The sequence below is a fragment of the Leisingera sp. MMG026 genome, from assembly GCF_021654205.1.
Lineage (GTDB): Bacteria > Pseudomonadota > Alphaproteobacteria > Rhodobacterales > Rhodobacteraceae > Leisingera.
In genome coordinates, this window is record NZ_JAKFZM010000015.1 from 93,364 (window position 1) to 118,295 (window position 24,932).

General features: G+C 60.8%; 27 protein-coding genes. 17 read left to right on the forward strand and 10 right to left on the reverse strand.

Annotated features, from left to right (window positions below; genetic code table 11):
* Positions 1 to 50 precede the first annotated feature (50 nt).
* From L1069_RS10395 to L1069_RS10410, 4 genes are all read left to right on the forward strand, one after another.
* Complete coding sequence (locus L1069_RS10395) at positions 51 to 1,373, forward strand: PQQ-like beta-propeller repeat protein (protein ID WP_237455624.1); 1,323 nt, start codon at positions 51 to 53, stop codon at positions 1,371 to 1,373.
* A gap of 72 nt (positions 1,374 to 1,445) precedes the next feature.
* Complete coding sequence (gene der / locus L1069_RS10400; RefSeq protein WP_129371077.1) at positions 1,446 to 2,918, forward strand: ribosome biogenesis GTPase Der; 1,473 nt, start codon at positions 1,446 to 1,448, stop codon at positions 2,916 to 2,918.
* 299 nt (positions 2,919 to 3,217) lie between these two features.
* Positions 3,218 to 4,171: a fatty acid desaturase gene (locus L1069_RS10405; protein ID WP_129371076.1), complete on the forward strand. Its 954-nt coding sequence runs from the start codon at positions 3,218 to 3,220 to the stop codon at positions 4,169 to 4,171.
* Positions 4,172 to 4,287: 116 nt separating this feature from the next.
* A complete protein-coding gene (locus L1069_RS10410; RefSeq protein WP_237455625.1) occupies positions 4,288 to 4,701 on the forward strand; it encodes a hypothetical protein in 414 nt (137 codons plus the stop codon).
* A 73-nt stretch (positions 4,702 to 4,774) separates the two neighbouring features.
* On the opposite strand, the gene serS is transcribed toward L1069_RS10410, so the two are convergent.
* Positions 4,775 to 6,067, reverse strand: coding sequence for a serine--tRNA ligase (serS, locus tag L1069_RS10415; protein ID WP_129371075.1), 1,293 nt, complete (start codon positions 6,065 to 6,067; stop codon positions 4,775 to 4,777).
* A gap of 292 nt (positions 6,068 to 6,359) precedes the next feature.
* Between serS and yajC the strand changes: the two genes are divergently transcribed.
* From yajC to L1069_RS10465, 10 genes are all read left to right on the forward strand, one after another.
* Entirely contained in the window at positions 6,360 to 6,644 is a 285-nt protein-coding gene (gene yajC, locus L1069_RS10420; RefSeq protein ID WP_024089858.1) for a preprotein translocase subunit YajC, read from the forward strand.
* Positions 6,645 to 6,678: 34 nt separating this feature from the next.
* The gene (secD, locus tag L1069_RS10425) at positions 6,679 to 8,340 is read left to right on the forward strand and encodes a protein translocase subunit SecD (protein WP_237455626.1); all 1,662 of its coding nucleotides are present in this window, start codon (positions 6,679 to 6,681) and stop codon (positions 8,338 to 8,340) included.
* A gap of 1 nt (position 8,341) precedes the next feature.
* Entirely contained in the window at positions 8,342 to 9,310 is a 969-nt protein-coding gene (secF, locus tag L1069_RS10430; RefSeq protein ID WP_129371073.1) for a protein translocase subunit SecF, read from the forward strand.
* The gene (locus tag L1069_RS10435; RefSeq protein WP_129371072.1) at positions 9,303 to 10,055 is read left to right on the forward strand and encodes a TSUP family transporter; all 753 of its coding nucleotides are present in this window, start codon (positions 9,303 to 9,305) and stop codon (positions 10,053 to 10,055) included. Before secF ends, L1069_RS10435 begins: the two co-directional genes overlap by 8 nt.
* Before the next feature lie 13 nt (positions 10,056 to 10,068).
* Entirely contained in the window at positions 10,069 to 10,422 is a 354-nt protein-coding gene (locus tag L1069_RS10440; RefSeq protein ID WP_237455627.1) for an Mth938-like domain-containing protein, read from the forward strand.
* A gap of 88 nt (positions 10,423 to 10,510) precedes the next feature.
* The gene (gene ccmA / locus L1069_RS10445) at positions 10,511 to 11,125 is read left to right on the forward strand and encodes a heme ABC exporter ATP-binding protein CcmA (protein ID WP_237455628.1); all 615 of its coding nucleotides are present in this window, start codon (positions 10,511 to 10,513) and stop codon (positions 11,123 to 11,125) included.
* The gene (gene ccmB, locus L1069_RS10450; RefSeq protein ID WP_129371069.1) at positions 11,122 to 11,778 is read left to right on the forward strand and encodes a heme exporter protein CcmB; all 657 of its coding nucleotides are present in this window, start codon (positions 11,122 to 11,124) and stop codon (positions 11,776 to 11,778) included. Before ccmA ends, ccmB begins: the two co-directional genes overlap by 4 nt.
* 56 nt (positions 11,779 to 11,834) lie before the next feature.
* Positions 11,835 to 12,566: a heme ABC transporter permease gene (locus L1069_RS10455; RefSeq protein ID WP_237455629.1), complete on the forward strand. Its 732-nt coding sequence runs from the start codon at positions 11,835 to 11,837 to the stop codon at positions 12,564 to 12,566.
* Positions 12,566 to 12,721 carry a heme exporter protein CcmD gene (gene ccmD, locus L1069_RS10460; RefSeq protein ID WP_035920135.1) on the forward strand — a complete coding sequence of 52 codons (156 nt, stop codon included), beginning with the start codon at positions 12,566 to 12,568 and terminating at the stop codon, positions 12,719 to 12,721. The genes L1069_RS10455 and ccmD overlap by 1 nt, the downstream gene beginning before the upstream one ends.
* On the forward strand, positions 12,714 to 13,253 hold the full coding sequence (locus tag L1069_RS10465; protein ID WP_237455630.1) for a DsbE family thiol:disulfide interchange protein: 540 nt from the start codon (positions 12,714 to 12,716) through the stop codon (positions 13,251 to 13,253). Before ccmD ends, L1069_RS10465 begins: the two co-directional genes overlap by 8 nt.
* Before the next feature lie 15 nt (positions 13,254 to 13,268).
* Here L1069_RS10465 and L1069_RS10470 read toward each other — a convergent pair whose 3' ends face one another.
* The 3 genes from L1069_RS10470 to L1069_RS10480 form a co-directional block, all read right to left on the reverse strand.
* Positions 13,269 to 13,574: an antibiotic biosynthesis monooxygenase gene (locus L1069_RS10470; protein WP_237455631.1), complete on the reverse strand. Its 306-nt coding sequence runs from the start codon at positions 13,572 to 13,574 to the stop codon at positions 13,269 to 13,271.
* Positions 13,575 to 13,635: 61 nt separating this feature from the next.
* Entirely contained in the window at positions 13,636 to 13,974 is a 339-nt protein-coding gene (locus L1069_RS10475; protein WP_237455632.1) for a DOPA 4,5-dioxygenase family protein, read from the reverse strand.
* Between the two features lie 125 nt (positions 13,975 to 14,099).
* Positions 14,100 to 14,384: an antibiotic biosynthesis monooxygenase gene (locus L1069_RS10480; protein ID WP_129371064.1), complete on the reverse strand. Its 285-nt coding sequence runs from the start codon at positions 14,382 to 14,384 to the stop codon at positions 14,100 to 14,102.
* A gap of 272 nt (positions 14,385 to 14,656) precedes the next feature.
* Between L1069_RS10480 and L1069_RS10485 the strand changes: the two genes are divergently transcribed.
* Complete coding sequence (locus L1069_RS10485; protein ID WP_237455633.1) at positions 14,657 to 15,433, forward strand: transporter substrate-binding domain-containing protein; 777 nt, start codon at positions 14,657 to 14,659, stop codon at positions 15,431 to 15,433.
* Positions 15,434 to 15,513: 80 nt separating this feature from the next.
* Here L1069_RS10485 and acnA read toward each other — a convergent pair whose 3' ends face one another.
* The gene (acnA, locus tag L1069_RS10490) at positions 15,514 to 18,216 is read right to left on the reverse strand and encodes an aconitate hydratase AcnA (protein ID WP_237455634.1); all 2,703 of its coding nucleotides are present in this window, start codon (positions 18,214 to 18,216) and stop codon (positions 15,514 to 15,516) included.
* Between the two features lie 233 nt (positions 18,217 to 18,449).
* Between acnA and L1069_RS10495 the strand changes: the two genes are divergently transcribed.
* Positions 18,450 to 19,151: a DUF1223 domain-containing protein gene (locus L1069_RS10495; protein WP_134829970.1), complete on the forward strand. Its 702-nt coding sequence runs from the start codon at positions 18,450 to 18,452 to the stop codon at positions 19,149 to 19,151.
* 9 nt (positions 19,152 to 19,160) lie between these two features.
* On the opposite strand, the gene L1069_RS10500 is transcribed toward L1069_RS10495, so the two are convergent.
* The 5 genes from L1069_RS10500 to purB form a co-directional block, all read right to left on the reverse strand.
* Positions 19,161 to 20,093: a lysophospholipid acyltransferase family protein gene (locus L1069_RS10500; RefSeq protein WP_237455635.1), complete on the reverse strand. Its 933-nt coding sequence runs from the start codon at positions 20,091 to 20,093 to the stop codon at positions 19,161 to 19,163.
* 135 nt (positions 20,094 to 20,228) lie between these two features.
* Complete coding sequence (locus tag L1069_RS10505; RefSeq protein WP_237455636.1) at positions 20,229 to 21,335, reverse strand: FliG C-terminal domain-containing protein; 1,107 nt, start codon at positions 21,333 to 21,335, stop codon at positions 20,229 to 20,231.
* Between the two features lie 74 nt (positions 21,336 to 21,409).
* On the reverse strand, positions 21,410 to 21,943 hold the full coding sequence (locus tag L1069_RS10510) for a tetratricopeptide repeat protein (protein ID WP_237455637.1): 534 nt from the start codon (positions 21,941 to 21,943) through the stop codon (positions 21,410 to 21,412).
* Positions 21,944 to 22,041: 98 nt separating this feature from the next.
* On the reverse strand, positions 22,042 to 23,019 hold the full coding sequence (locus L1069_RS10515; protein ID WP_237455638.1) for an aminoglycoside phosphotransferase family protein: 978 nt from the start codon (positions 23,017 to 23,019) through the stop codon (positions 22,042 to 22,044).
* A gap of 125 nt (positions 23,020 to 23,144) precedes the next feature.
* Positions 23,145 to 24,449 carry an adenylosuccinate lyase gene (purB, locus tag L1069_RS10520; protein ID WP_237455639.1) on the reverse strand — a complete coding sequence of 435 codons (1,305 nt, stop codon included), beginning with the start codon at positions 24,447 to 24,449 and terminating at the stop codon, positions 23,145 to 23,147.
* Positions 24,450 to 24,535: 86 nt separating this feature from the next.
* Here purB and L1069_RS10525 point away from each other — a divergent pair, with 86 nt between their 5' ends.
* Entirely contained in the window at positions 24,536 to 24,874 is a 339-nt protein-coding gene (locus tag L1069_RS10525) for a hypothetical protein (RefSeq protein WP_237455640.1), read from the forward strand.
* Positions 24,875 to 24,932: the final 58 nt, after the last annotated feature.

Consider the following 24,932-nt stretch of genomic DNA (forward strand, 5'->3'; position numbering starts at 1 on the left):
GCTCCGCGGATGGGAACTTGCGGAACACGAACGGCAGACAGGGCAGGGCAATGACAAAAAACTTAACTTTCTCCCGGGCACGGGCATTTTTGTGCGGCACCGCAGCGGTGGCAATTCTGGCCGCCTGTTCCGAGGAGGAGATCATCCTGCGCGGCGAACGCGAGGACATCCGTCCAGAGGCCGCAATTGAGGTGGTTAATCAATCCCGCGCGATTTCCTTGCCCAAACAGGTGGCGAATGCAAGCTGGGCCCAGGGCCATGGCGCCGAGGCCACCCGCACATCGCATCCGGCGCTGTCGGCCGCGCCGCAGCGGATCTGGTCCGCGTCCATCGGAGACGGCGATGGGCGGCGCCAGCGTATCACCGCAACACCGGTTGTCGGCGGCGGGCGCATTTACGCGCTGGACAGCGCAGCACAGGTCTCGGCGGTATCGCAGCAGGGCCAGGTGTTGTGGCGCAGCACGCTGATCCCGGCAGCAGATGACGAGGGCCAGGCAACCGGTGGCGGTTTGGCCTATGACGATGGCGTGCTCTACATCTCCTCGGGCTATGGCGTGCTCACGGCGTTGAACGCCGCCGACGGCAGCCTGATCTGGCGCCAGGAGCTGGACGCCACCGGATCCGGCCAGCCGCGGGTCAGCGGCGGGCTGGTCTATCTGGTGGCTGGCGATGACACCGGCTGGGCGGTCAAGACCAAGGACGGCCGCATCGCCTGGCAGATCGAAGCCTCGCCCTCGGCGTCGAATATCCTTGGCGCGCCTGCGCCTGTGGTGACCAACGATCTGGCGGTTTTTGCCTTTGGGTCCGGCGATCTGATCGCCACCTTCCGCCGCGGCGGTTTGCGGCGCTGGAGCGCGTCCGTCTCCGGTCAGCGCACTGGTCAGACCCTGTCGCGGATCAGCGATGTGACCGGTGCACCGGTGGTTTCGGGCAAGCGCCTTTACGCAGGCAACAACTCGGGCCGCACCGTTGCGATCGATCTGGACTCCGGTGACCGGCTGTGGACCGCGCGCGAAGGTGCTTCTGGAACCGCATGGCCCGCGGGCGGCAGCCTGTTCCAGGTCAGCGACCAGAACCGGCTGCTGCGTCTGGACGGCGGCAGCGGCGAGGTGGTCTGGGCAGTGGATCTGCCTGGGTTTCTGAAGGACAAGCCCGGCAAGCGCGGCCGGATCCATGTGCATTACGGCCCCGTTCTGGCGGGCGGGCAGATCATTGTCGCCTCCAACGACGGCCTGCTGCGGTTCTTCAACCCGCAGGACGGCAGCCTGACCCGAACCATTGAAGTGCCGGGCGGCGCCACCACCGCGCCGGTTGTTGCAGGGCGGACGCTTTACGTGGTTTCCTCCAAGGGTGAATTGCTGGCATACCGCTGATCCGTGTTTCCGGGTGGCGGATGCCGCCCGGATGCGTTATGAGCCGCGTCTGAATCGCAGAAAGCTGGTCTGATGTCCTTTACCCTCGCCATCGTGGGCCGTCCCAATGTGGGCAAGTCCACCCTGTTCAACCGCCTAGTGGGCAAAAAACTGGCTCTGGTCGACGACCAGCCGGGTGTCACGCGCGATTTGCGCGAGGGCGAGGCGCGGCTGGGCGATTTGCGGTTCACGGTGATTGATACCGCGGGTCTGGAAGATGCCACTGACAATTCGCTCGAGGGCCGCATGCGCCGCCTGACCGAGCGGGCGGTGGATATGGCCGATATCTGCATGTTCATGATCGACGCGCGCACCGGCGTGACACCGACGGATGAGCTGTTTGCCGACATCCTGCGCCGCAAATCCGCCCACGTGATCCTGGTCGCCAACAAGGCCGAAGGCAATGCCGCCGAAGCCGGTGTGCTGGAGGCCTACAGCCTTGGTCTGGGCGAGCCCTTGCGCTTGTCCGGGGAGCATGGCGAAGGGATGCCTGATCTGTATTCAGTCCTGATGCCGCTGGCAGAGAAGTTTGAATCCGAGGCGGTGGATCATTCGCCGGTCACCGATGTGGTGCTGGACGAGGAAATCGGTGAGGACGAGGTTGAGAGCATCCCCGAGCCGACCGATGCCAAGCCGCTGCAGGTTGCTGTTGTGGGCCGCCCCAACGCCGGCAAGTCGACGCTGATCAACAAGATCCTGGGCGAGGACCGGCTGCTGACCGGACCCGAGGCAGGCATCACCCGCGATGCGATCTCGCTGCGGATGAACTGGAACGGCGTGCCGATGCGGGTGTTTGACACGGCCGGTATGCGCAAAAAAGCCAAGGTGCAGGAAAAGCTGGAAAAGCTGTCCGTTTCCGATGGCCTGCGCGCGGTGAAATTCGCCGAAGTCGTTGTGGTTTTGCTGGATGCGGATATCCCGTTCGAGCAGCAGGACCTGCGGATTGCCGACCTGGCCGAGCGCGAGGGCCGCTCGGTTGTGGTTGCAGTCAACAAATGGGACATCGAAGACAACAAGCAGGAAAAGCTGCGCGATCTGAAGGAAGCCTTCGGCCGCCTGCTGCCGCAGCTGCGCGGCGCGCCATTGGTTACGGTTTCGGCCAAGACAGGCAAAGGGCTGGACCGGCTGCATGACGCGATCATGCGCGCCTATACTGTGTGGAACCGCCGGGTGCCGACCGCGGCGCTGAACCGCTGGCTGGTTGGCATGCTGGAACAGCACCCGCCGCCAGCACCGCAGGGCAAGCGGATCAAGCTGCGTTACATGACCCAGGCCAAAAGCCGCCCGCCGGGGTTTGTGGTGATGTGCTCGCATCCCGATAAGCTGCCGGAAAGCTATAACCGGTATCTGGTCAACGGCCTGCGTGAAGATTTCGATATGCCCGGCACCCCGATCCGGTTGTATATGCGCGGCCAGGGCGACAAGAACCCCTACAAGGGCAAGCGCGCCAAGAATGCCGGCGCTTTGGCCAAGCATTTGAATAAGCGCGGCGGCGGATCCAGCTAGGGCAGGGCGATCCCGCCCGGCCTGCGGCATTTCTAAAAAATACCTAGGCCCGTTGGGCCCGGCGCCGCCCTGACGGGCGGCGCTTTTGCGTTGCGCGGGGCTGAGCGGCCTTTTGCCTGCCTCATGCGGGGCTTCGCTGCTCTGTGTTTTCTTCGCAGCTGCAGATTGATACCTTTCAAGTTGAATGGATTATCCGGTGGTAACCTTGTTTTTGCACAAGGCGGAGTTATCTGGAAATTTACTTTGGACGGGATGCGCGTTTTGCACAGCTGTCACGCATCGGCTTTAGGGACGGGTTCATGGATCTGAGGACACATACGCGTCAATTCACACAACAGGACAACCGGCTGGCGTCGCTCAGCTATTTTGGAACATTTGCGGTCTACTTTGCGGCGCTTACCGTGGCCATCGCCTATGCGGACCAGTGGTTTGCGATGCTGCCGGCAGGTGTGGTTTTTGCCTTTGCCGCAGTGCGGTTGTATGTACTGCAGCATGACACTGGGCATCATTCCCTGTTTGAAACCCGGATCCAGAACGAGATTGCCGGCCATGTGCTGTCGCCCTTCACCTTTGCGCCGTTTGAGGTGATGAAGCAGAACCACAACCTGCACCATTCCAACATCGGCAATCTGGAACACCGGGAGACGGGTGAGATCCACACCATGACCGTACGGGAATGGGCCAAGGCAGGGGTCTGGGACCGGTTGGCCTACCGTCTGTACCGCAATCCGTTTGTGCTGGTGCCGCTGGGTGCGGCATTCACCTACTTCATCCGTTATCGCTGGCCCAAGAACACCCGGCGGTTTGGGGCGCTGGGGGTGGTCCTGCATAATCTGGTGATCGTGGCCATGCTGGCGCTGTTGTACCGGGCAGCAGGGATAACCGGCATCTGGGTCTGGCTGGCGTTCTCGTTCCTGGGCGGCATGATCGGGGTGTTCCTGGTCTACCTGCAGCATAACTTTGAGGATACCTATTGGGACCGCCGCCCGGATTTGAATCCGCAGGTGGCGGCGCTGCAGGGGTCCTCCTGCCTGGATTTCGGCTGGATCTTCGACATGGCGGTGGCCAATATCACCCTGCATGACATTCACCACTACAATGCCCGGATCCCGTCCTACCGGCTGCGCCAGTGCCATTACAGCCTGCCACCGGAACTGGGGCTGCGCCGGATTAAATTTGGCGAAGCAGTGCGGGCGCTGACGCTGAAGCTATGGGATGAGGACAAAAAATGCCTGGTACCCTTCCCGGGCTGAGGGGGGCTCTGCTTTAAGGGGTCGCAGCCTGTACTGCCGACCCATTTTTATCTGGTCTGGCCCGTGCGGGGAAACCGCTGCTGCACAGCATCACGGGTATCGTAACCAGACTTGCGGTGGTACTGCTGGAGGCTGCCAAGGCTTTGACGGCTTCAGTTGCCGGGCCTTGCGTGCCTAAATACAAGGAGACCCGGTTCGTGAGCGGAAAGATTCCAGACAAGAAAGTGGTCAGATCTTCGGAAGGTAAGGCTTCTGGTAAATTGCAGGGTGAACTGAACGCCCAGCTGGAAGCCGCCGAGGCCGCGCGCCGGGCAGCGGAGGATAAGGCCGCCAAGGCGCAGGCCAAGGCCCGTAAAGCCAAGCGGAAAGCGGCGCAGCTGGCGGTGGAGTTTGCAGCGGCAAGAATAAAAGCCAAGCAGAAGGCCAAGAAGGTCAAAGCGAAAGCGAAAAAGGCCATCGAGAAAGAAAAGGCAAAGGCCCAGGCTATTCTTGCCGCCAAAGGTGCCGGCAGGAAAAAGGTTAAGAAATAGCCTCATTGCGTTGAATGTATTAAAAAACCGGCGCCTTTTGGGAGCCGGTTTCTGTTTTGTGCGGGCGTTTGGATCAGGCCAGTGCGCCATCCGCGGTCAGGGTCAGCTTGCCGCCCAGATAAGGGGCCAGCACCTCGGGCAGCTTCACAGAACCGTCGGCCTGCTGGCCGTTCTCCAGCACTGCGATCAGGCAACGGCCCACCGCCAGGCCGGAGCCGTTCAGTGTGTGCACAAATTGCGGCTTACCGCCATCTCCGGGCTTGAAGCGCGCGTTCATCCGGCGGGCCTGGAAATCGCCGCAGACCGAGACAGAGGAAATTTCGCGGTAGGTCTTCTGGCCGGGCACCCAGACCTCGATGTCGTGAGTCTTGCTGGCGCCGAAGCCCATGTCGCCAGTGCACAAAACAATGGTGCGATAGGGCAGGCCTAGCCGCTCCAGGATGTTTTCGGCGCAGCGGGTCATGCGCTCATGCTCTTCACCGCTTTTGTCCGGATGCGTGACCGAGACCATTTCGACCTTCTCGAACTGGTGCTGGCGCAGCATGCCGGAGGTGTCTTTGCCGGCCGAACCCGCCTCAGAGCGGAAACACTGGGTGTGCGCCACATAGCGGCGCGGCAGGTAGCCTTCCTCGACCGTCATGCCATTGACGATATTGGTCAGCGTGACCTCGGCAGTCGGAACCAGCCACCAGCCGTTGGTGGTCTTGTAGCTGTCCTCGCCGAACTTGGGCAGCTGGCCGGTACCGTACATCATCTCTTCGCGCACCAGAACCGGGGTCCAGGTTTCCGTCAGGCCGTTCTCGTCCACATGGGTGTTGATCATGAACTGTGCCAGCGCGCGGTGAATACGGGCAACCGCACCCGACAGCACCACAAAGCGGCTGCCCGAGAGTTTGGCCGCGGTCTCGAAATCCATGCCGGGCTTCACGCCTTCGATTTCGAAATGCTCCTTGGCGTCGAAACCGAGTTCCTTTGGGTCTCCCCAGCGGCGGATTTCGACGTTGTCGTCTTCATCTTCGCCCAGCGGCACCTCATCGAAGGCCAGGTTCGGGATGGTCATCAGCATATCGGTCAGCTGCTGATCCAACTCCTTGGCCTCGGTGTTCATCACCGCCACTTCGGCCTTCTTTTCGGCCACCAGTGCGCGCAGGCGTTCAAACTCGGCTTCATCGCCGCGGCCCTTGGCGGCGCCGACTTCTTTGGAGGCCTTGTTCTGCTGGGCCTGGGCGGCCTCTGCGGCCTGGATTTTGGCGCGCCGCGCCTCGTCCAGCGCCAGGATCTCGGATGACACGCCCGCATCCCCGCGCCGCGCCACAGCGGCGTCGAATGCGGCAGGGTTTTCGCGGATAGCGCGGATGTCATGCATGAGAGTCTCTCCTAGCGTTGGGTCGTGGTTTGAATCAGTAGGCCCATCCTATGACGCAAGGGTGAACAAAGGGGAAGGGGCGCGCGCGGTCTATGTGCAACTTGGGGATGCCGGGCACAGGCAAGCGGATTGGACGGCCTTTCCCGGCGCGGCATCCACGCAATCCTGCAACGGCCTATCCCGGCTGCGCTTTTGCTTTGCGGCAGCCTTGCAACCCTTCCCCCCAGCGCATAGGTTCCGCTGCAAAATTCCGGCGTGAAACCTCATGCCGCTTTGACAGAAGGAAAATCCCATGGACAGTGGCGCAATCGCCCAATTTCTCCCGCTTATCCTGATCTTCGCGATCATGTACTTCCTGCTGATCCGGCCGCAGCAGAAGAAGGTGAAAGAACATCAGAAGATGGTCGACCAGCTGCGGGTGCGTGACCAGGTGGTGACCCAGGGCGGTTTGATCGGCAAGGTGTCCAAGGTCAAGGAAGACGGCGAGATTGAAGTTGAAATTGCCGATGGTGTGAAAGTGCGCGTCATCAAGGCGACCATTGCCCAGGTGCTGAGCAAAACCGACCCTGTGTCGTAAGCTTAGACCTCTAACAAACTGAAAAGGCAGGGCAATGCTGCAAATTGATCTCTGGAAGAGGGTGCTGATCTGGCTGGTGTGCGCGGCCGGCCTGATGCTTGCCCTGCCAAACGGATTTTACACCCGCGTCGAGCAGGCTAACGACGCCGCGGCGGATATCATCGCCAAGGGTGAAACACCTGAACGGCTGGAAGCGGCCGGCCAATGGCCGTCGTATCTGCCGTCCGGGCTGGTGAACCTGGGCCTCGATTTGCGGGGCGGCGCGCATCTGCTGGCCGAAGTGCAGGTCAGCGACGTTTATGAGGCGCGGATGGATGCGTTGTGGCCGGAGGTGCGTGATGCGCTGCGGCCCGAGCGCGGCACTGTTGGCACGTTCCGCCGCCAGCCGGGGCAGGCGGATGAGATTCGGGTGAAAATCACCAAGCCCGAAGGCATGGCCCGTGCGCTGGAAGCGGTGCGCGAGCTGGCCAATCCGATTACCACACTGACCGGTGTAGGCGCCAACGACATTGAGGTTTCCGCCCAAGCCGATATCCTTGTGGTGCGCTTGAGCGAGGCGGAGAAGATCGCCTCGGACGACCGCACCGTGCGCCAGGCGCTGGAGATCGTGCGCCGCCGGATTGACGAGGTGGGAACCCGCGAGCCGACTATTCAGCGCCAGGGCGCCGACCGCATCCTGATCCAGGTGCCGGGGATTGGTTCTGCTTCGGAACTGAAGGCGATTATCGGCACAACCGCGCAGCTGACTTTCAACCCGGTTGTGGGCCGTGGCAGCGATGCCGGTGCTGCACCGGGGATCGGCAATAAGATCATCCCGTCACTGGATGAAAGCGGCATTTACTACACTATCGAAGCCGCTGCGGTTGTGACCGGCGAGGACCTGGTGGATGCGCAGCCGTCGTTCGACCAGAACGGCCGGCCTGCGGTGACGTTCCGCTTCAACACCTCGGGTGCGCGCCGCTTTGGCGATTACACCGCCGAAAACATCGGCTCGCCCTTTGCGATCGTGCTGGATGACGAGGTGGTCTCTGCTCCGGTGATCCAGTCGCACATCCCGGGCGGCTCGGGCATCATCACCGGCAATTTCACCATTGAGGAAAGCACCAACCTGGCGGTTCTGCTGCGTGCAGGCGCACTGCCGGCAGGCTTGGAGTTCCTGGAAGAACGCACCATTGGCCCCGAGCTGGGCCAGGACAGCATCGATGCGGGCAAGATCGCCACCATCGTGGCCTTTATCGCTGTGCTGGTGTTCATGGGCCTCAGCTATGGGCTGTTCGGCCTGTTTGCCAATGTGGCGCTGATCCTGAACATCGCGCTGATTTTCGGTATGCTCAGCCTTATCGGCGGCACCCTGACACTGCCGGGCATCGCCGGTATCGTTCTGACCGTCGGCATGGCGGTGGACGCCAACGTGCTGATCTTTGAACGCATCCGCGAAGAGCTGAAGGCGGGCCGCGGCCCGGCCAAGGCGATTGACGAAGGCTACTCCAAGGCGCTGAGCGCCATTCTTGACGCCAATATCACCACATTCATCACCGCAGTGATCCTGTTCGCCATGGGCTCCGGCCCGGTGCGCGGCTTTGCGATCACCCTGGGGCTGGGCATTCTGACCTCGGTTTTCACCGCGATCTTTGTCACCCGGCTGATGATCATCATGTGGTTTGAACGGCGCCGTCCGAAAACGATTGAGGTGTGATATGCGGTTAAGACTTGTTCCTCAGAAGACCTCATTCGATTTCTTCAAACGCGCCAAGCTGTGGCTGGGCATCTCTGCCTTGATGATGGTGGTGGGGTTTGCGTCTTTCCTGCTACAGGGGCTGAACTTCGGTATCGACTTCCGCGGCGGTACCACCATCCGGACCGAAGCGTCTGAATCCGTGGATGTGGGCGCTTACCGTGATGCCCTTTCGCCGCTGGGGCTGGGGGATGTGTCGATCACCGAGGTGTTCGACCCGACATTCGAAGAAGACCAGCACGTTGCGATGATCCGCATCCAGGCACAGGACGACGGCGAGGCGATCTCGGGCGATATGGTCGAGACGCTGAAGGTTTCGCTGGACGCGGTGGCACCGGGCATCAAGTTTGTGTCCGTCGAATCCGTTGGCCCCAAGGTCTCGGGTGAGCTGATCACCACGGCGATTTACGCGGTGGCGCTCGCTATCGGCGCCGTGCTTGTCTACATCTGGCTGCGGTTTGAGTGGCAGTTCGCCCTCGGCGCGGTGGCAGCGCTGGTGCATGACGTGGTGCTGACCATCGGTGTGTTCTCGGAGCTGCAGATCAAGTTCGACCTGGCCATCATCGCAGCACTGCTGACCATCGTCGGCTATTCGTTGAACGATACGGTGGTTGTGTTCGACCGGGTGCGCGAGAACCTGCGCCGCTACAAGAAGAAGGATCTGGCCGAGGTTCTGAACATCTCGATCAACGAGACCCTCAGCCGGACGGTGATGACCTCGGTCACCACCTTGCTGGCGCTGATTTCGCTTTATGTGCTGGGCGGCGACGTGATCCGCGGCTTTGTCTTTGCGATGATCTGGGGGGTGCTGGTCGGGACCTATTCGTCGGTGTTCGTGGCCTCCACCATCCTGCTGAAACTGGGGGTGAAGCGCGACTGGTCGAAACAGGCAAACACCACCGGCAATCAGTTCTCGAACATCGATGCTTGAGGCCTTTCAGGCAGCCCTGGCCACGCCGGGGCTGGTCTGGCTTCTGCTGACTATTGGAGCCGCGGGATTAGTCCGCGGCTTCACTGGTTTTGGCACTGCGATGATTTTTGTCCCCGTCGGCGCACAATTCCTGCCATCTGCGGATGTGGTGTTTCTGATGGTGCTGATGGGGGTGTTCTCCACCATCACCCTGTTCCCGCAGGCCTGGAGCAAGGCCGACAAGGCCGAGGTCGGCGCGCTGGCAATGGCCGCAGCTGTCACCGTGCCCGCTGGTCTGTGGGTCATGTCGCAACTGGATCCGCTGACCCTGCGCTGGCTGGCGGCGGCGGTGATCGGGGTGACGCTGGCGGCAGTTGTTTCCGGCTGGCGCTGGCAGGGGCGGCTGGGCTGGCCTGGCCGTTTCGGCATCGGCGGGGCGGCTGGCATGGTCGGCGGCATGACCGGTCTGACAGGGCCGGTGATCATTGTCTTCTACCTGGCCAATGTGCGTGACGTGGCGCGGGTCAGGGCCAATACAATCGTTTTTCTGGCAGCCCTTGACGTGGTGATTGCGGTCAACCTGATCTTTGGCGGGCTGGCCAGCCTGCAGGCGGTGATCCTGGCCGCGCTGCTGGGCATCCCCTATGTTGTGACCACGCTGACCGGCAAGGCGCTGTTTGATCCCAAACTGGAGAAGCTCTATCGCTTTGCCTCCTATTCCGTGATTGCGCTGGCCGTGTTATCCAGCCTCCCGGTGTTTGACTGAAAGGACCCCCCATATGCGCCTGAATGAAGTGAGTTTTTCCGACGCGCAGCCGATTGATGGCTATGGCGTCGGGTTCTTCCGCATCGGCGGGCAGGTGCATCAGGGCGCGGTGCTGACATCGGCGGCAGGCACCGCGGCCTGGGGCGGTTATGCGGATACCGGGCCGCTGCTGGCACTGGCGGGGGAGGCCGACGTGCTGTTCATCGGCACCGGCGCGGAAATCGCGCATATTCCGGCAGATTTGCGCAAAGCGCTGGAAGAGGCAGGGCTGGGGGTTGAGATAATGAACTCGCCCGCCGCCTGCCGCACCTATAATGTGCTGCTGTCCGAGGGGCGCAGGATTGCCATGGCAGCGCTGGCGGTCTGATTTTCTGAAGATGTATTTGACCTGCCGCAAAGCGGGATGCGGATGATTGGTCTTTTGATGCGCGGGCATAACGGGATAAGCGAACTTCATGACATTGACTGTGACGGATCTGAGCGTGACGCGCGGCGGTATCCCGGTGCTGGAGGGCCTGAGCTTTGCGCTGGATCCCGGCAAGGCGCTGATCCTGCGCGGCCCCAATGGCATCGGCAAGACAACCCTGCTGCGCACCGTCGCCGGGCTGCAGCCGCCGCTGAAGGGGCGGGTGGACGGCGCCGAGGATCAGATCGCCTATGCCGCCCATTCCGACGGGCTGAAGCCGACACTGACGGTGGCAGAAAATCTGACATTTTGGGCCAGTGTTTTTGGCCGCAATGGGATTGAGCAGGCGCTGGACGGGTTTGACCTGCAAACCCTGCGCGACCGGCAAGCGGGCGCCTTGTCTGCGGGGCAGAAACGCCGCCTGGGCCTGAGCAGGATGCTGGTAACAGGCCGCCCGATCTGGATCATGGATGAACCAACGGTGAGTTTGGACAAAGCCTCGGTTGCGATGTTCGCGGACGCCGTGCGGATGCATCTGAGGCAGGGCGGCTCCGCGCTGATTGCCACCCACATCGATCTGGGGCTGGAGGCCGGGGTGCTGGATGCCGGCCCCTATAAGGCCAAACCGCTGGCGCTGGATGACTTTGACGGAGGCTTTCTGTGATTGCGCTGCTGATACGGGATCTGCGGCTGGCCTTCCGGGCCGGCGGCGGCTTTGGCCTGGGCCTCGCGTTTTTTCTGATCGTGACCGTAATGGTGCCGTTTTCCGTTGGCCCGCAATCGGACCTGCTGTCCAAAATCGCACCGGGTGTTCTGTGGCTGGGCGCGCTGCTGGCCTGCCTCTTGTCCCTTGACCGGCTGCTGGCGCTGGATTGGGAGGACGGCTCGCTCGACCTGCTGGCCACAGCGCCCTTGCCGCTGGAAAGCACCGTGACGATCAAGGCGCTGGCGCATTGGATCACCACCGGGCTGCCGTTGGTGATGGCAGCGCCGGTGCTGGGGGTGCTGCTGAACCTGCCGGTCCAAGGTTTTCAATGGCTGGTGGTTTCCTTGCTGCTGGGCACCCCGGCGCTAAGCGTCATCGGCACCTTTGGCGCCGCCCTGACCGTGGGGCTGAAACGCGGCGGGCTGCTGATGTCTCTGTTAGTGATGCCGCTGTACGTGCCGACGCTGATCTTCGGGTCCGAAGTGGCCCGCCGCGGGGCTGAAGGCATGGCTGTCCAAACACCGATGCTGCTGCTTGCCGGCATCTCCGCCGCCTCCATCGCCTTGCTGCCCTTTGCCAGCGCCGCTGTCCTGCGCGTCAATTTGCGTTAGGCGGTTTCAACGAGCCGTGAATTGAGAAACCCGAGAACAAGAGCTAAATAGCCAACATGTCGATCTGGGAATACGCCAACCCGAAGAAGTTCCTGACCACCACCGAAAAGGTGATGCCGGTCTTGTGGATCAGTTCTGCCGTGCTGATCAGCGCGGGGCTGATCTGGGGCTTTTTCTTTACGCCTGACGATTACCGCCAAGGCTCCACCGTCAAGATCATCTTCCTGCATGTGCCTGCTGCGCTGATGGCGATCAACGCGTGGTTCATGATGCTGGTCACCTCGCTCGTTTGGGTGATCCGCCGCCATCACGTCAGCGCGCTGGCCGCCCGTGCTGCGGCGCCCGTGGGTATCGTTATGACGGTTATCGCGCTGATCACCGGTGCGATCTGGGGTCAGCCGATGTGGGGCACCTGGTGGGCCTGGGATCCGCGCCTCACGTCCTTTTTGGTGCTGTTCCTGTTCTATCTCGGCTATATCGCCCTGTGGGAGGCGATCGACAATCCCGACACTGCCGCGGACCTCACCTCGATCCTGTGCCTGGTCGGGTCGGTCTTTGCCGTGCTCAGCCGCTATGCAGTGAACTTTTGGAATCAGGGGCTGCATCAGGGGGCGTCGCTGTCGCTTGACGAAAAGGAAAACGTGGCTGATGCGTTCTCCAATCCGCTTTATGTCTGCATGGGCGGCTTTGTGCTGTTGTTCCTTGCGCTGGTGTTCTACCGCACCGGAACTGAAATCCGCGCCCGCCGCATCAAGGCATTGATGGCGCGCGAACGGCTGGAGGCCTGATGCCCGATCTTGGAAAATACGCCGATACGGTGCTGTCGGCCTATGGTGCCTCGCTGCTGCTGCTGCTGGCGTTGGTGGTGCTGACAATCCTGCGCGGCCGCAAGGTGCGCCGGGAAATGGAAACCCTTGAAACCCGGATGAAGCGCAATGGCTAAGATCTCACCGCTGATGGCGGTCCCCGGTATTGTGTTTGCTGGTTTTGTCGGCCTTGCCCTGGTTGGCATGTTCCGCGAAGACCCCGACAGCCTGCCGTCCGCGCGTGAAGGCCAGCCCGCGCCACCGCTAGCGCTGGACGATTTTCCTGGCAAGGAGATGTTCACAGACGAAACCCTGCGCGATGGCAGTGTGAAGCTGGTGAATTACTGGGCAAGCTGGTGCGCGCCCTGCCGGGCCGAGCATCCGAACCTGGAAGCGCTGTCCAACGAGGGCATCCCGGTTTATGGCATCAACTACAAGGACCAGCTGGCCAATGCCGAGGCCTTTTTGAACGAGCTGGGCGACCCTTACGCAGCGATTGGCCGCGACGAAAAGGGACGTTTGGGGATCGATTGGGGCGTGTACGGCGTGCCGGAAACCTATGTGGTGGACGGCGAAGGCAAGATCGTGCTGCGTTGGGCCGGACCGATTACCCAGCGGGTGATCGAAAACACCCTGCGCCCGGCGATGGAAAAGGCGGCAGGTCAGTAAACAGGCGGCAGCACCTTAGCCAGGATCATGCAGGGTGAAGCTGCGGAGATCCGGTTCCTTCGACGACAGCGCAAAGGCAAGCTTTAGGTCTTCCTGCCGGGATCGCCAAATCAGATACTCGCTGAACGCCTCCGCGCAAGTCCATCTTTGAAAGACCGAAATCTCGTCCCTGTCCGGGGCGAGCAGGGTTTCGGCTTGTTGGCATTCCGGAAAACCGCGAGCCGCCTCCACCATCTTTTTCACAAGAACTGTCAGCTCGGTGTATTTACCGGGCAGCGGGTGCAGTTGAATGATTACGGCTTCCGTCACGAAACGCTCCATGTTCAGCGGGCTGGATCAGCTTGACGGGCAACTGGAAATTTCCGGTAAATTTACGCAAGCATCAGCCGAAAATGCTAAGATCCAGCGCTAGGCCTGTTCCCAGCCAGATCGCGTGATCCCGATGATCTGCCAGGGCGTCGCCTGTTTCCGGGTGGGCAAAGACAATCAGCCCATCGCGGTTCAATGCCAGCCAGGGCAGCAACGTGGCAAACTGCTCCGGGCTGACCGCCAGCTGGCAGGACCATTTGGGATGCGGTCCGACGGGTTTTTCATGCATGCGCCCCATCTCTGCCCCGAAGAGTTCGGCAGCACGCTGGCAAAGAACGCGGGCCTGCGAAACGGTGTTTTCGTCAAAGTAGATGTGGGCGTGGTAGCCTGTGATGCTGTCTGTATGTTTCATGCCACCACTTTTTCCAAGGTATCCGTCCAAGGCAATCTGCAGATTGCGAACAGCCAATGTGCAATGAAAGGCAGAACCCGGCGGCGCGGGTGCCATGCCGTGCTTTCAATACGAAGGCCGGTGTCTTATGGTACCGAAAAAGTCCGGAAGTCCTGCTCCCGCCGCATGGTGGCGCTGCGGGCGTCCAAATCGCCGCGGTCGGCACGCCAGACCAAATAGCGCTCCAAATGGTCATTCGACTCCCATAGGTGGAAAACGGCAATTTCAAAACGCGCGCGGTTAATGCCGGCATGGGCTTCTATGCAGCCAGGAAAACGCCTCGTTTCCGGAAGCATTTCCAGAACTGCCTCAACGTGTTCGTCAAATGTGTCCACATCCGGGTAAACGACTGCTATTACAGCTTCTTTCATGATATTGGACCCGGTCAATCAAGGAGTGTCGCGAGGGGTAAAAGGTGTATTCACGCTTAATGTTTACACAGCTGAACCGGGCGGTATAGCAGGTATTGACGTCAGGGAAGTATCGCTTTGGTTGTTCATGCGCCAATTCGGAAGATCGCTGGCAATGCCATTACAGGTTCTTTCATTTTACTGTGGGATAGGTCGGAAGAATGAGGCAAGCGGGAGCGGTAATTTGCAATCCCGCTAAGCTGAAAACCGCCCGTATGGAAAAGGCCAGAACAGTGGAAAAGCCGACTGGGTTCGTCAAAGTGCTGCTGGCATGCTTTGCTGCCCTTAGCGGGTTGGCTGACACTGCGCGTGCCGACTCTGTGCTGACCTTCTGCTATGATCCCTATCCGCCCTACACGCTGGGATCCGGCGGCATTCCCGACGGCGGGTTGAAGGTCAAGCTGCTGGAGGCCGTGACGGACCGGATTGACGGGCTAAGGGCTGTGGTTGTTCTGCTGCCCTGGCAGCGTTGCCAGGCGCGGGCAAAAGCCGGAGAAATCGACGGCATCCTCCCATTGTTTAAATCAGCCGGCCGCGCTTCTTATCTGGCCTTCACAGGCCCGGCGTTTCTGCAGGCCAATACCTTCTGGTACAACCGCGAGCGCTATCCGAAAGGGCTGGATCTTGACGAAGGATATGCGCGGATTTCCCGGCTGCGGCTGGGGATGGTGAACGGCAGCGTCATTGATCAGGAGATGGAACGCGCCTTTGAAAACAACAACCGGATCGTTCGCGGCGGCGATGTGGAAGGCCTGATGCAAATGCTGCTTTTTGATCAACTGGATCTTATCGCAATTGATGATGCGGTCGGACGCTACCACGTCGTGCAAAACGGCTGGCAGGACAGAATTGGGTCTGTTGCCACTCCGATTTCCAGCACTTATTCGCACTTTGGCCTGTCGCGGAGTGCTGGCGCAGATGCCTATTTGGATGTGTTCAACCGGGCGATTTCCGAACTGCAGGCAGATGGAACGATTGCAGAGATCCTGAGCAGCGCCATCGCCCCGTAGCCGGGACTGCCTGCAGCAACGCTGACGTAAGAAGGGCGCCCGGCGGGGCGCCCTTTCACATTTTCGCTTAACTTGGTGTCTTACGACTTGGCCAGGTTCCGCAGCACATAGTGCAGCACGCCGCCGTGTTCGATGTATTCGATCTCGGGTGCGGTATCGATGCGGCACTTCAGGGTGATCTCTTTCACTGAACCGTCCGCCATGGTGATCGCACAGGGCACGTCCTGCAGCGGCTGGATGGTGTCCAGCCCGGAGATCGAGACGGTTTCCTCGCCTGTCAGGCCCAGCGATTTGCGGCTGTCGCCGCCGGTGAATTCAAACGGGATCACCCCCATGCCAACCAGGTTGGAGCGGTGGATACGCTCAAAGCTTTCGGCGATCACAGCCTTGACGCCCAAGAGCGCGGTGCCTTTGGCCGCCCAGTCGCGCGAGGAACCCGCGCCGTACTGTTCGCCGCCGAACACCACCAGCGGTGTGCCTGCTTCCTGATGCGCCATCGAGGCATCAAAGATCGAGGTCTGTTTGCCATCGGGGCCTTTGGTGTAGCCGCCCTCAACAGCACTGCCGTCTTCTTTGGCCAGCATCTCGTTCTTGATGCGGATATTGGCAAAGGTGCCGCGCATCATGATCTCGTGGTTGCCGCGGCGCGAACCGTAGGAGTTGAACTCGCGCGGTTGCACCTGGCGCTCCAGCAGATACTGGCCCGCCGGGGTGGTGGTGGCAAAGGAGCCCGCGGGCGAGATGTGGTCGGTGGTGACCATGTCGCCCAGAACCGCCAGAACCTTGGCACCCTCGATGTTCGAGATGGTGCCCGGCTCGGTGCCCATGCCCTGGAAGTAGGGCGGGTTCTGAATGTAGGTCGAGGCTGCGGGCCAGTCATAGGTTTCCGCGTCAGTGGTCTCGACCGCCTGCCATTTCTCGTCGCCCTTGAAGACGTCAGCGTATTTCGACAGGAACGCCTCGCGGGTGACGGTCTGCTCAACCAGTTCCGCAACTTCCTGGGTCGAGGGCCAGATGTCTTTCAGGTAGACGTCGTTGCCATCCTTGTCCTGTGCAATCGGGTCGGACGCCAGGTTGATGTCCATGGTGCCGGCCAGCGCATAGGCCACCACCAGCGGCGGCGAGGCCAGGTAGTTGGCGCGCACGTCGGGCGAAATGCGGCCCTCAAAGTTGCGGTTGCCGGACAGCACCGAGGTTGCCACCAGATCACCCTCGGCGATGGCTTCCGACAGTTCCTGCTGGATCGGACCGGAGTTGCCGATGCAGGTGGTGCAGCCGTAGCCCACCAGGTTGAAACCGATCTTGTCCAGATCCTCTTGCAGGCCTGCGGCCTCCAGATAGGCGGACACGACCTGCGAACCCGGTGCCAGCGAGGTTTTGACCCAGGGCTTGCGGTCCAGGCCCAGGGCGGCTGCCTTGCGCGCGACCAGGCCTGCGCCGATCATCACATAAGGGTTCGAAGTGTTGGTGCAGGAGGTGATCGAAGCAATCACAACCTTGCCTGATTCCATGGTGTACTCTTCGCCTTTGACGGCGACTTCCTTGCCCATCGGACGTTTGAAGGTCTCTTCCATCTCCTGGCGGAAAGCAGCCTTGGCGTTGGTCAGCGGCACATAGTCCTGCGGGCGTTTCGGGCCGGAGATTGCCGGAACGATGCTGCTCATGTCCAGCGACAGGGTGTCGGTGTAGACCGGTGCATAATCTGCGCCGCGCCAGAAACCGTTCTCCTTGGCGTAGGCTTCGACCAGCGCGATGCGGTCCTCGTCGCGGCCGGTGTTGCGCAGGTAGCGAAGGGTTTCGTCGTCGATCGGGAAGAAGCCGCAGGTGGCGCCGTATTCCGGCGCCATGTTGGCGATGGTGGCGCGGTCTGCGAGCGGCAGACGGTCCAGGCCGGTTCCGTAGAACTCGACAAACTTGCCAACTACGCCCTTGGCGCGCAGCATTTCCACCACCTTCAGCACCAGGTCGGTGCCGGTGGTGCCTTCGACCATCTGGCCGGTCAGCTCAAAGCCGATGACCTCGGGGATCAGCATCGAGATCGGCTGACCCAGCATCGCGGCCTCAGCCTCAATGCCGCCAACGCCCCAGCCCAGCACCGCGGCGCCGTTGACCATGGTGGTGTGGGAGTCGGTGCCGACCAGGGTGTCCAGATAGGCGACTTCCTCGCCGTTTTGATCCACGTCGGTCCAGACGGTCTGCGCCAGATACTCCAGGTTCACCTGGTGGCAGATGCCGGTGCCCGGCGGCACAACGCGGAAGTTGTTGAACGCGTTCTGACCCCACTTCAGGAACTGGTAACGCTCCATGTTGCGCTCATACTCGCGGTCCACATTCATCTGGAACGCGCGCGGGTTGCCGAACTCGTCGATCATGACCGAGTGGTCGATGACCAGATCAACGGGGACCAGCGGGTTGATCTTGGCCGCCGACCCTTTCAGGCCGACGATGCCGTCGCGCATGGCGGCCAGATCGACAACGGCGGGAACGCCGGTGAAGTCCTGCATCAGCACGCGGGCTGGGCGGTAGGCGATCTCACGCGGGTTCTTGCCGCCATTTGCGCCCCATTCGGCAAAGGCCTTGATGTCGTCGGTGGAGACCGAAAAGCCGCCATCCTCAAAACGCAGCATGTTTTCCAGCACCACCTTCAGCGCGGCGGGCAGCTTGGAGAAATCGCCAAAGCCTGCTTCGGTGGCTGCGGGGATGGAATAATAAGAGATCGACTTGCCGTTGACGCTGAGCGTTTTGCGCGCTTTGGCATTGTCTTGTCCGACGGTGATAGGCATGTTTGGCCTCCCTCAAGGATTTGAAATCGGGGAATTCGCTGCCTGCTAAATGCATGAGGAAGATTAAGCATTCAATAGCCCAATCGCCGCAGGGGGCACATTTGTATGCGATAGTACACATTTTTTGCGGTGCAACGGGCCTGCTTCGTTCAAACCCGGCTCAAAAATGATTGATTGGCGTATTTGCAGGCACATCTTTAGACCAGAAGCCTAACAAACGAAGCGGGCGATTCATGAAACTTCTGGCGTCGATCATTGCAGCGTGGGGCCTGGCCCTGCCGGTATACGGCCAATCTGCCGCGGAACCTGTGGTGGTGGAGCTTTATACGTCGCAAGGGTGTTCGTCCTGCCCGCCGGCCGATGCACTGCTGCATGAGCTGGCTGCGCGCGACGATGTGCTGCCGCTGGCGCTGCACGTCGATTACTGGGATTACATCGGCTGGAAGGATCAATTTGCCAAGCCGTCCCATACCAAGCGGCAAAAAGGCTATGCGCATGCGGGCGGCCGCAGGATGATCTATACGCCGCAAATGATCATCATGGGTCAGGATGATGTGGTTGGCGCCGATGCAATGAAGGTGGCCGATGCCATCGGCAAACACCAATCCCATCCGCGCCCGGTCACGCTGTCGGTTGAGCGGAACGGGGAGGAACTGGTGATCCGGTTGCAGCCACGGGCACAGATGGGGGAGGCGAGGCTGCTGGTGCAGCTGGTGCGCTATACGCCAGAACGGACCGTCAATATCACCCGCGGTGAATTGGCCGGTAAGACCTTGAGCTATGCCAATGTGGTGGATGACTGGCAGATTGCTGCGGAATGGGACGGGGCAGGGGATCTGGAACTGACAGTCCCGGTGCCAGGCCGCCAGCCTGCTGCCATCGTGGTGCAAGAGGCGTCCTATGGCCGTATCATTGCCGCTGCCCGCGCCGAATAGCCGCCTGGATCAGCCCGCCTCGGGATTTGCCTTCCTGCCGGGTTTTGGCAGCGGCACATAGGGTTTCCAGCGGCGGTGGATCCAGAACCATTGGCCCGTGTGCTTGCGCACGATGGCTTCCAGATCCGCGCTGAGGGATTTGGTCATGGTGAGCGGATCGGAATGCGGGATCTCGGCGCTCATCACGATCTCGAAGTCCAGTCCGTTGTCCTGCCGCACCGCGTAAACAGGGATCACAGCAGCGCCGAATTTCAGCGCCAGTTCGGCCGGCACGGTAGAGGTGACCGCAGGCTTGCCGAAGAAGTCGATCAATTCGCCGCCCTGAGCGTGCAGGTCGGTGACGATGGCGGCGATGCCGCCCTTTTTCAGGTGCCGGACCAGCTCGACCATGCCGCGCTTTCCCTGCTCGAACAGGGGCTCGCCGTTGCCCTTGATGGCCGCCACGTAATGGTCATTGAAATAAGGGTTGGCCATACGGCGGTAAAGCGCCCCCATCTCGAAACCGCGGGCAAACAGCGCCGCGCGGGCGGCATCGTAGTTGCCGAAATGCGCCGTCGCCAGCAAGACCGGGCGTCCTTCTGCGCGGGCCTCTTCCAGCGCTTTCAGGCCTGGGCCGGTAATGGGGGCAGCCCTGGCGCGGTCGTGAAAAGGGGCGCCGGCATAGATTTCGGCTATCATCCGGCCCGCATTATCGCTGACGTCCCGGTACAGCGCGCGGGGATCAATTTCCGCCAGCTCGGGGCTGACAAGATCCAGATTGCTGCGCACCCGTTTGTGAAATCCTGCCAGCCGGCCCATGGCCGTGACCAGCCGGCCCATCATCGGCACCCGCAGCCCATAGGGGATCAGCCGGGTGCCGACCAGCAGCCCGCGCAGAAACAGGTTGCTGCCATAATATTTGACATGGCTCCAGGTGGAGAGCTCGGAAGGATCTACGGGCATGGCATCTGGGTGGCTGCGGCGCGGGAATGCGCCCGGAAGCCCGCATCATACGCAGCCGGACCGGCAGGTACAAGCCGCTCGCAGGCGCGGGCAGATTGGTCTGCGCGCCTGCCGTCCCGGCGTAAGTGGCGGATCTTAACCGCCGTCCTCCTCGTCCTCGTCGGATTTCAGATCAATTTCGCCTGTTGCCACCAAATCGCGCATCGCCGAGATGATCATGCTGAACGCCGCCTCGCCATCGCTGCGCTTGACCCTGCCGCGCTCGCCCACTTCCTCGCGGATATTGTCTGCCATCCGGCTGGACATGTTCTTGAGCAGGAATTCGTTGGTTGCCACGTCTTCCTCGTCGGTGGCAAAGGCCATGGCAGTGACCAGATCCGGCTGCGACAGCACCCGCATCAGCTTGGGCACGTCGATCGGCTGCATCCGTTCACCGATCAGCGCATAGGTGAAGATCGCTTTGCGCACCTTGATGGCAAAATCCTCATCTTCTTCATCCAGCGCTGTCAGCACTTCATCACGTTTGGCGGCCGCCGCTTCGGTCAGAATGCCGCCAAGACGCTGCCCCGGAGTCTCATCAAAGGCGAGATCGGGCCGGGCTTCGACCTGGGCGGCAAGCGACAGGCCGATCCGGTCCACGGTGTCGGGCGTCACATTGGCGGTGTGGCTGACGGCATAGGTGATGCGGCGGGCGATCGGGCCGGGCAGATGAACCAGCATTTGCGCCGCCTTGGCGGTGTCCAGCTTGGACAGCAGAACCGCGGCCACTTCGGTGCTTTCCGCCTCGGCCAGACCGGCCAGATCTTCGGGCGGCAGCTGTTTCAAGCGCTCCCATGGGTCACCGAACTGGCGCACACCGGCTTCCTTGCGCAGACGGCTGTGGGTGTGGCGGCTGATCTTGCCTTGCATCGCATTCAGCGCACCGGCCAGGCCATTGGGGAAATGCAGGCCAACGTTGTCCAGCAGATCGGCAAATTCGCCGACCACCGTATTCAGCGTATCGCGATCAACAATGCTCATCTTGCCCATCTGCTGGGTCAGCTCCAGCTGCAAGTCGTCCGGCAGCTCCTCCAGCGGGATTTCTGCGCCTTCATTCAACAGCAGCCGGACGATAATTGCGGCCTTTGCCTTGCCGCTCAGCCCGCTGCTGCCCCCGCCGCCCAAAGGGGCCGGGGCACCGAACCCGCCCAGATCCGGCCCGCCTGAAGCCATTGGAAGCGCCAGCAAATTGTCTTGAGGCATTCTCGCACCCTACCAAAGATTCTTCTTGATCATCGAGGGCAGGATAGGCCGCAAGCCGTAAAGAAAGGCTGAAGCTAGTAGCTGTAAGTTGCACCTGTTTCCAAAGCGTTGCGCAGCGAAGCTTCGGCCCAGGTGCCATCACCGCCCCGTGCCTTGATCTCTTTCCACTGTATCAGGGCCGCGCCGTATTTCCCCTGTTTCACAAGGCCCTGGCCCATATAGGAGCGGGCAAGTATGTTATCCGGATCCTGTTCAAGCGCCTGATCGTAATAGGCCTGCGCCAATTCCAAATTGCCCAGTTTTCGATGGGTGAAACCCCAATAAGTCAGCACCAGGGTATCCTGCTGGTCCGGCGCGGCGCTCAGCACTGCCTGTGCATCCTGCTGGCGGCCCGCATAGGCCAGCTCGCGCGCTGCATTCAGCAGGTCCTGCTGGTTCAGGGACGATTTCTTAGGCCGCACGCAGCGCTTCTTGTTTGGGTCCCAGATCCGCTTGCCCTTGCAGGTCTTGGTGGTCTCGGAAGGTTTCGGCGGGTTCCAGTCATTGCCGCCTGCGGCATAAGCCGTCATCGGCAGGGTCAAGGCAGCGGCGAGAGCAAAATAACGCATGTCGTCATCTCCTGATGCATAAAGTCGTGATCAATGTACCCTTACAACCCGCGGGCTCGCCAATTTATTCACATCAAAACTGCGGGAGATGAAAATAGTCATCCCTCAAGAGGCTGCGCAAAGGCGATAGAGAGGCGCCTTTCCAGGAAGGTGAACTTCTTGCGCATGAATGCACTGCGTTCAAAGGCTTCACGGGAGATTTTCGCCCACTCGATCAGTAGCCGGCCCCGCAGTGCACAGGTCAGAAATCCGGAGTTCACTTTCTGACGGTATTTCTTAAAAAACATTTCTTTTGAATGGTTTCTGATCCCGCAGGCGCCGACTTGGGAAGGTTCCGCTGGCAGAAATACATCCATTTTAAGGAAGTCGACAATGTCGTAGACGGCAAGTTTTGTGCAGGCTTCAGTAAAATCCAGACCGTAGCTTACACCGCGTCCCAGCACCAGATTGCCGCCATGAAAATCCCCGTGGCTGAACACCGCGATGCAAGACATGCCGGACAGGTTCCGGCAGTCCCTTTCCAGCTCCGCAGTGAACCTATGCAGCATTTTGCGGCAGGCCTGGGGCGATGCAGCTTGCATATGACCTTCGACTTCTTCCAGCATCCAGTTGAACCAAGCCTTTTCTTCCTTAACAGGCTCAAATTGGTGCAAGTGGTTCAACCATTCACCGCCACGCCTGTAAACTTGCCCCGCCTGCCGAAGATCTTGAGGTGAATACACCATTTCCTTGGCCGTTTTCCCTTCCAGAAGCTTGGTTACATGAAAGCGGCCTGTTGGCGATAGATAAACCGGCTTGACTAACGCGGCCTGGGACCCGGATTCAAAATGGCTGCTGAGCTTTTCAATGACTTGGTACTCTTTGGTTAGTCTCTTTGTTCCTTCAGCCAGGTCCAGCTTTAGAACAAGGGGTTTCCCTTTGGATCGAACAAGGGTGAACACCATGCGTTCACTGCCGAAGGTGGCTGACCGGTCCAAGCAAGAGATGGAAAATGCGTCCCTGATACCGGTTGCGGCTGAGAATTCGTCAATGCAGTTGCGTACAAGCGTTTCGTCAAAATCGGCGAATAGGAGCATCAGAATTTCTTCGGGTGATTAAGGACGTTTGTGCATTCGTAAAACTTGTAGCACGCCTTTCATGAATGCTGAATGAAAAGCGCCCCGCCAAGGGCGGGGCGCAGATGCTCGCAAGCGGTTGCAGCTTATTCGCCGAACACTCGGCGGAAGATCGTATCGACATGTTTGGTGTGATAGCCCATGTCGAACTTCTCGTTGATCGCCTCTTCGCCGAGCGCCGCAACCACATCGGCATCCGCCAGCAGCAATTCACGGAAATCAACACGGTCTTCCCAGACTTTCAGGGCATTGCGCTGCACCATGGAATAGGCATCTTCGCGGCTGACGCCTGCCTGGGTCAACGCCAGAAGAACGCGTTGCGACATCACCAGGCCGGGGTATTTGTTCATGTTGTCCAGCATGTTTTCCGGGAACACCAGCATCTTGTCGACAACACCGGCCAGGCGGTTCAGCGCAAAGTCAAGGGTGACGGTCGCATCCGGGCCGATGCCGCGCTCGACCGAGGAGTGCGAGATGTCCCGCTCATGCCACAGCGCCACGTTCTCCATCGCCGGGATCACGGTCATGCGGACCAGGCGCGCCAGGCCGGTCAGATTCTCGGTCAGCACCGGGTTTTTCTTGTGCGGCATCGCCGACGAGCCTTTCTGGCCCATCGAGAAGAACTCGGCACCCTCCAGCACCTCGGTGCGCTGCATGTGGCGGATTTCCACGGCAACGTTTTCGATCGACGACGCAATGACGCCGAGGGTGGCAAAGAACATCGCGTGGCGGTCGCGCGGGATCACCTGGGTCGAGATCGGCTCAGGCCGCAGGCCCAGCTGCTCGCAGACGTGATCCTCAACCGAGGGGTCAACATTGGCAAAGGTGCCGACAGCGCCGGAGATTGCGCCGGTGGCGACTTCCCAGCGGGCTTTTTCCAGGCGGTTCTTGTTGCGGTCCATCTCGGCATAGAAACGGGCAAAGGTCAGGCCCATGGTGGTGGGCTCGGCGTGGATGCCGTGGCTGCGGCCGACGCGCACGGTGTTCTTATGCTCCAGCGCACGTTTCTTCAGCGCCGCCAGCAGCTTGTCCATGCCGTCCAGCAGAATATCGGCGGCACGCACCAGCTGCACGTTCAGGCAAGTGTCCAGCACATCCGAGGAAGTCATGCCCTGATGCACAAAACGGGCTTCCTCAGCGCCGACATGCTCAGCCAGGTGGGTGAGGAAGGCGATGACGTCATGTTTGGTGACAGCTTCAATCTCGTCAATGCGGGCGACGTCGAATTCGACGTCCTTGGCTTTCCACACGGCGTCAGCGTTTTCGCGCGGGATCACGCCGAGGTTGGCCATGGCTTCGCAGGCATGGGCCTCGATCTCGTACCAGATCTTGAATTTGGTTTCGGGCGACCAGATGGCGACCATTTCAGGGCGGGCATAGCGCGGGATCATGGGCGAAAGCACCTTTATGTGATTGTGCAGCAGATGCCGGGCCTATTAGATCAGGTAAGGCGTGACAGCAAGGCTGGGAGACGGACATGAGGCACATTGCCCTGATGATTGCGGTATCATTGACCGTTTCGCCGCTTGCGGCGGCGGAATGGCGGGCGTTGAGCGCAAAGGACGTGCAGGCAGCATTGGAAGGGCGCAAGCTGACCTATGGCAGCGGCGCCTGGCAGGAATTCCGGGCGTCGGGACGGACGTTGTACAATGCCGGCCATGACAGCTGGGGATACTGGGGCGTGCGGGACGGCAAATACTGCTCCACCTGGCCGCCGTCGGACCTGTGGGCCTGTTTTGTTTTGGAAAGCGATGGAGCGGCATTGCGGTTTGTGGATGAAAGCGGTGACATCACTACTGGCCGCTACTCTGAATAACGGCTAGGGCGGTCTCCCGCCTGCGCTGCGGCCTTCAGGCGAAGGCCTGCCGCAGTTG

Coding starts and splice junctions, on each gene's coding strand:
- L1069_RS10395 (WP_237455624.1), top strand. CDS start 51: ATGACAAAAAACTTAACTTTCTCCCGGGCACGGGCATTTTTGTGCGGC.
- der (WP_129371077.1), top strand. CDS start 1,446: ATGTCCTTTACCCTCGCCATCGTGGGCCGTCCCAATGTGGGCAAGTCC.
- L1069_RS10405 (WP_129371076.1), top strand. CDS start 3,218: ATGGATCTGAGGACACATACGCGTCAATTCACACAACAGGACAACCGG.
- serS (WP_129371075.1), bottom strand. CDS start 6,067: ATGCATGACATCCGCGCTATCCGCGAAAACCCTGCCGCATTCGACGCC.
- yajC (WP_024089858.1), top strand. CDS start 6,360: ATGGACAGTGGCGCAATCGCCCAATTTCTCCCGCTTATCCTGATCTTC.
- secD (WP_237455626.1), top strand. CDS start 6,679: ATGCTGCAAATTGATCTCTGGAAGAGGGTGCTGATCTGGCTGGTGTGC.
- secF (WP_129371073.1), top strand. CDS start 8,342: ATGCGGTTAAGACTTGTTCCTCAGAAGACCTCATTCGATTTCTTCAAA.
- L1069_RS10435 (WP_129371072.1), top strand. CDS start 9,303: ATGCTTGAGGCCTTTCAGGCAGCCCTGGCCACGCCGGGGCTGGTCTGG.
- L1069_RS10440 (WP_237455627.1), top strand. CDS start 10,069: ATGCGCCTGAATGAAGTGAGTTTTTCCGACGCGCAGCCGATTGATGGC.
- ccmA (WP_237455628.1), top strand. CDS start 10,511: ATGACATTGACTGTGACGGATCTGAGCGTGACGCGCGGCGGTATCCCG.
- L1069_RS10455 (WP_237455629.1), top strand. CDS start 11,835: ATGTCGATCTGGGAATACGCCAACCCGAAGAAGTTCCTGACCACCACC.
- ccmD (WP_035920135.1), top strand. CDS start 12,566: ATGCCCGATCTTGGAAAATACGCCGATACGGTGCTGTCGGCCTATGGT.
- L1069_RS10465 (WP_237455630.1), top strand. CDS start 12,714: ATGGCTAAGATCTCACCGCTGATGGCGGTCCCCGGTATTGTGTTTGCT.
- L1069_RS10470 (WP_237455631.1), bottom strand. CDS start 13,574: ATGGAGCGTTTCGTGACGGAAGCCGTAATCATTCAACTGCACCCGCTG.
- L1069_RS10475 (WP_237455632.1), bottom strand. CDS start 13,974: ATGAAACATACAGACAGCATCACAGGCTACCACGCCCACATCTACTTT.
- L1069_RS10480 (WP_129371064.1), bottom strand. CDS start 14,384: ATGAAAGAAGCTGTAATAGCAGTCGTTTACCCGGATGTGGACACATTT.
- acnA (WP_237455634.1), bottom strand. CDS start 18,216: ATGCCTATCACCGTCGGACAAGACAATGCCAAAGCGCGCAAAACGCTC.
- L1069_RS10495 (WP_134829970.1), top strand. CDS start 18,450: ATGAAACTTCTGGCGTCGATCATTGCAGCGTGGGGCCTGGCCCTGCCG.
- L1069_RS10500 (WP_237455635.1), bottom strand. CDS start 20,093: ATGCCCGTAGATCCTTCCGAGCTCTCCACCTGGAGCCATGTCAAATAT.
- L1069_RS10505 (WP_237455636.1), bottom strand. CDS start 21,335: ATGCCTCAAGACAATTTGCTGGCGCTTCCAATGGCTTCAGGCGGGCCG.
- L1069_RS10510 (WP_237455637.1), bottom strand. CDS start 21,943: ATGCGTTATTTTGCTCTCGCCGCTGCCTTGACCCTGCCGATGACGGCT.
- L1069_RS10515 (WP_237455638.1), bottom strand. CDS start 23,019: ATGCTCCTATTCGCCGATTTTGACGAAACGCTTGTACGCAACTGCATT.
- purB (WP_237455639.1), bottom strand. CDS start 24,449: ATGATCCCGCGCTATGCCCGCCCTGAAATGGTCGCCATCTGGTCGCCC.
- L1069_RS10525 (WP_237455640.1), top strand. CDS start 24,536: ATGAGGCACATTGCCCTGATGATTGCGGTATCATTGACCGTTTCGCCG.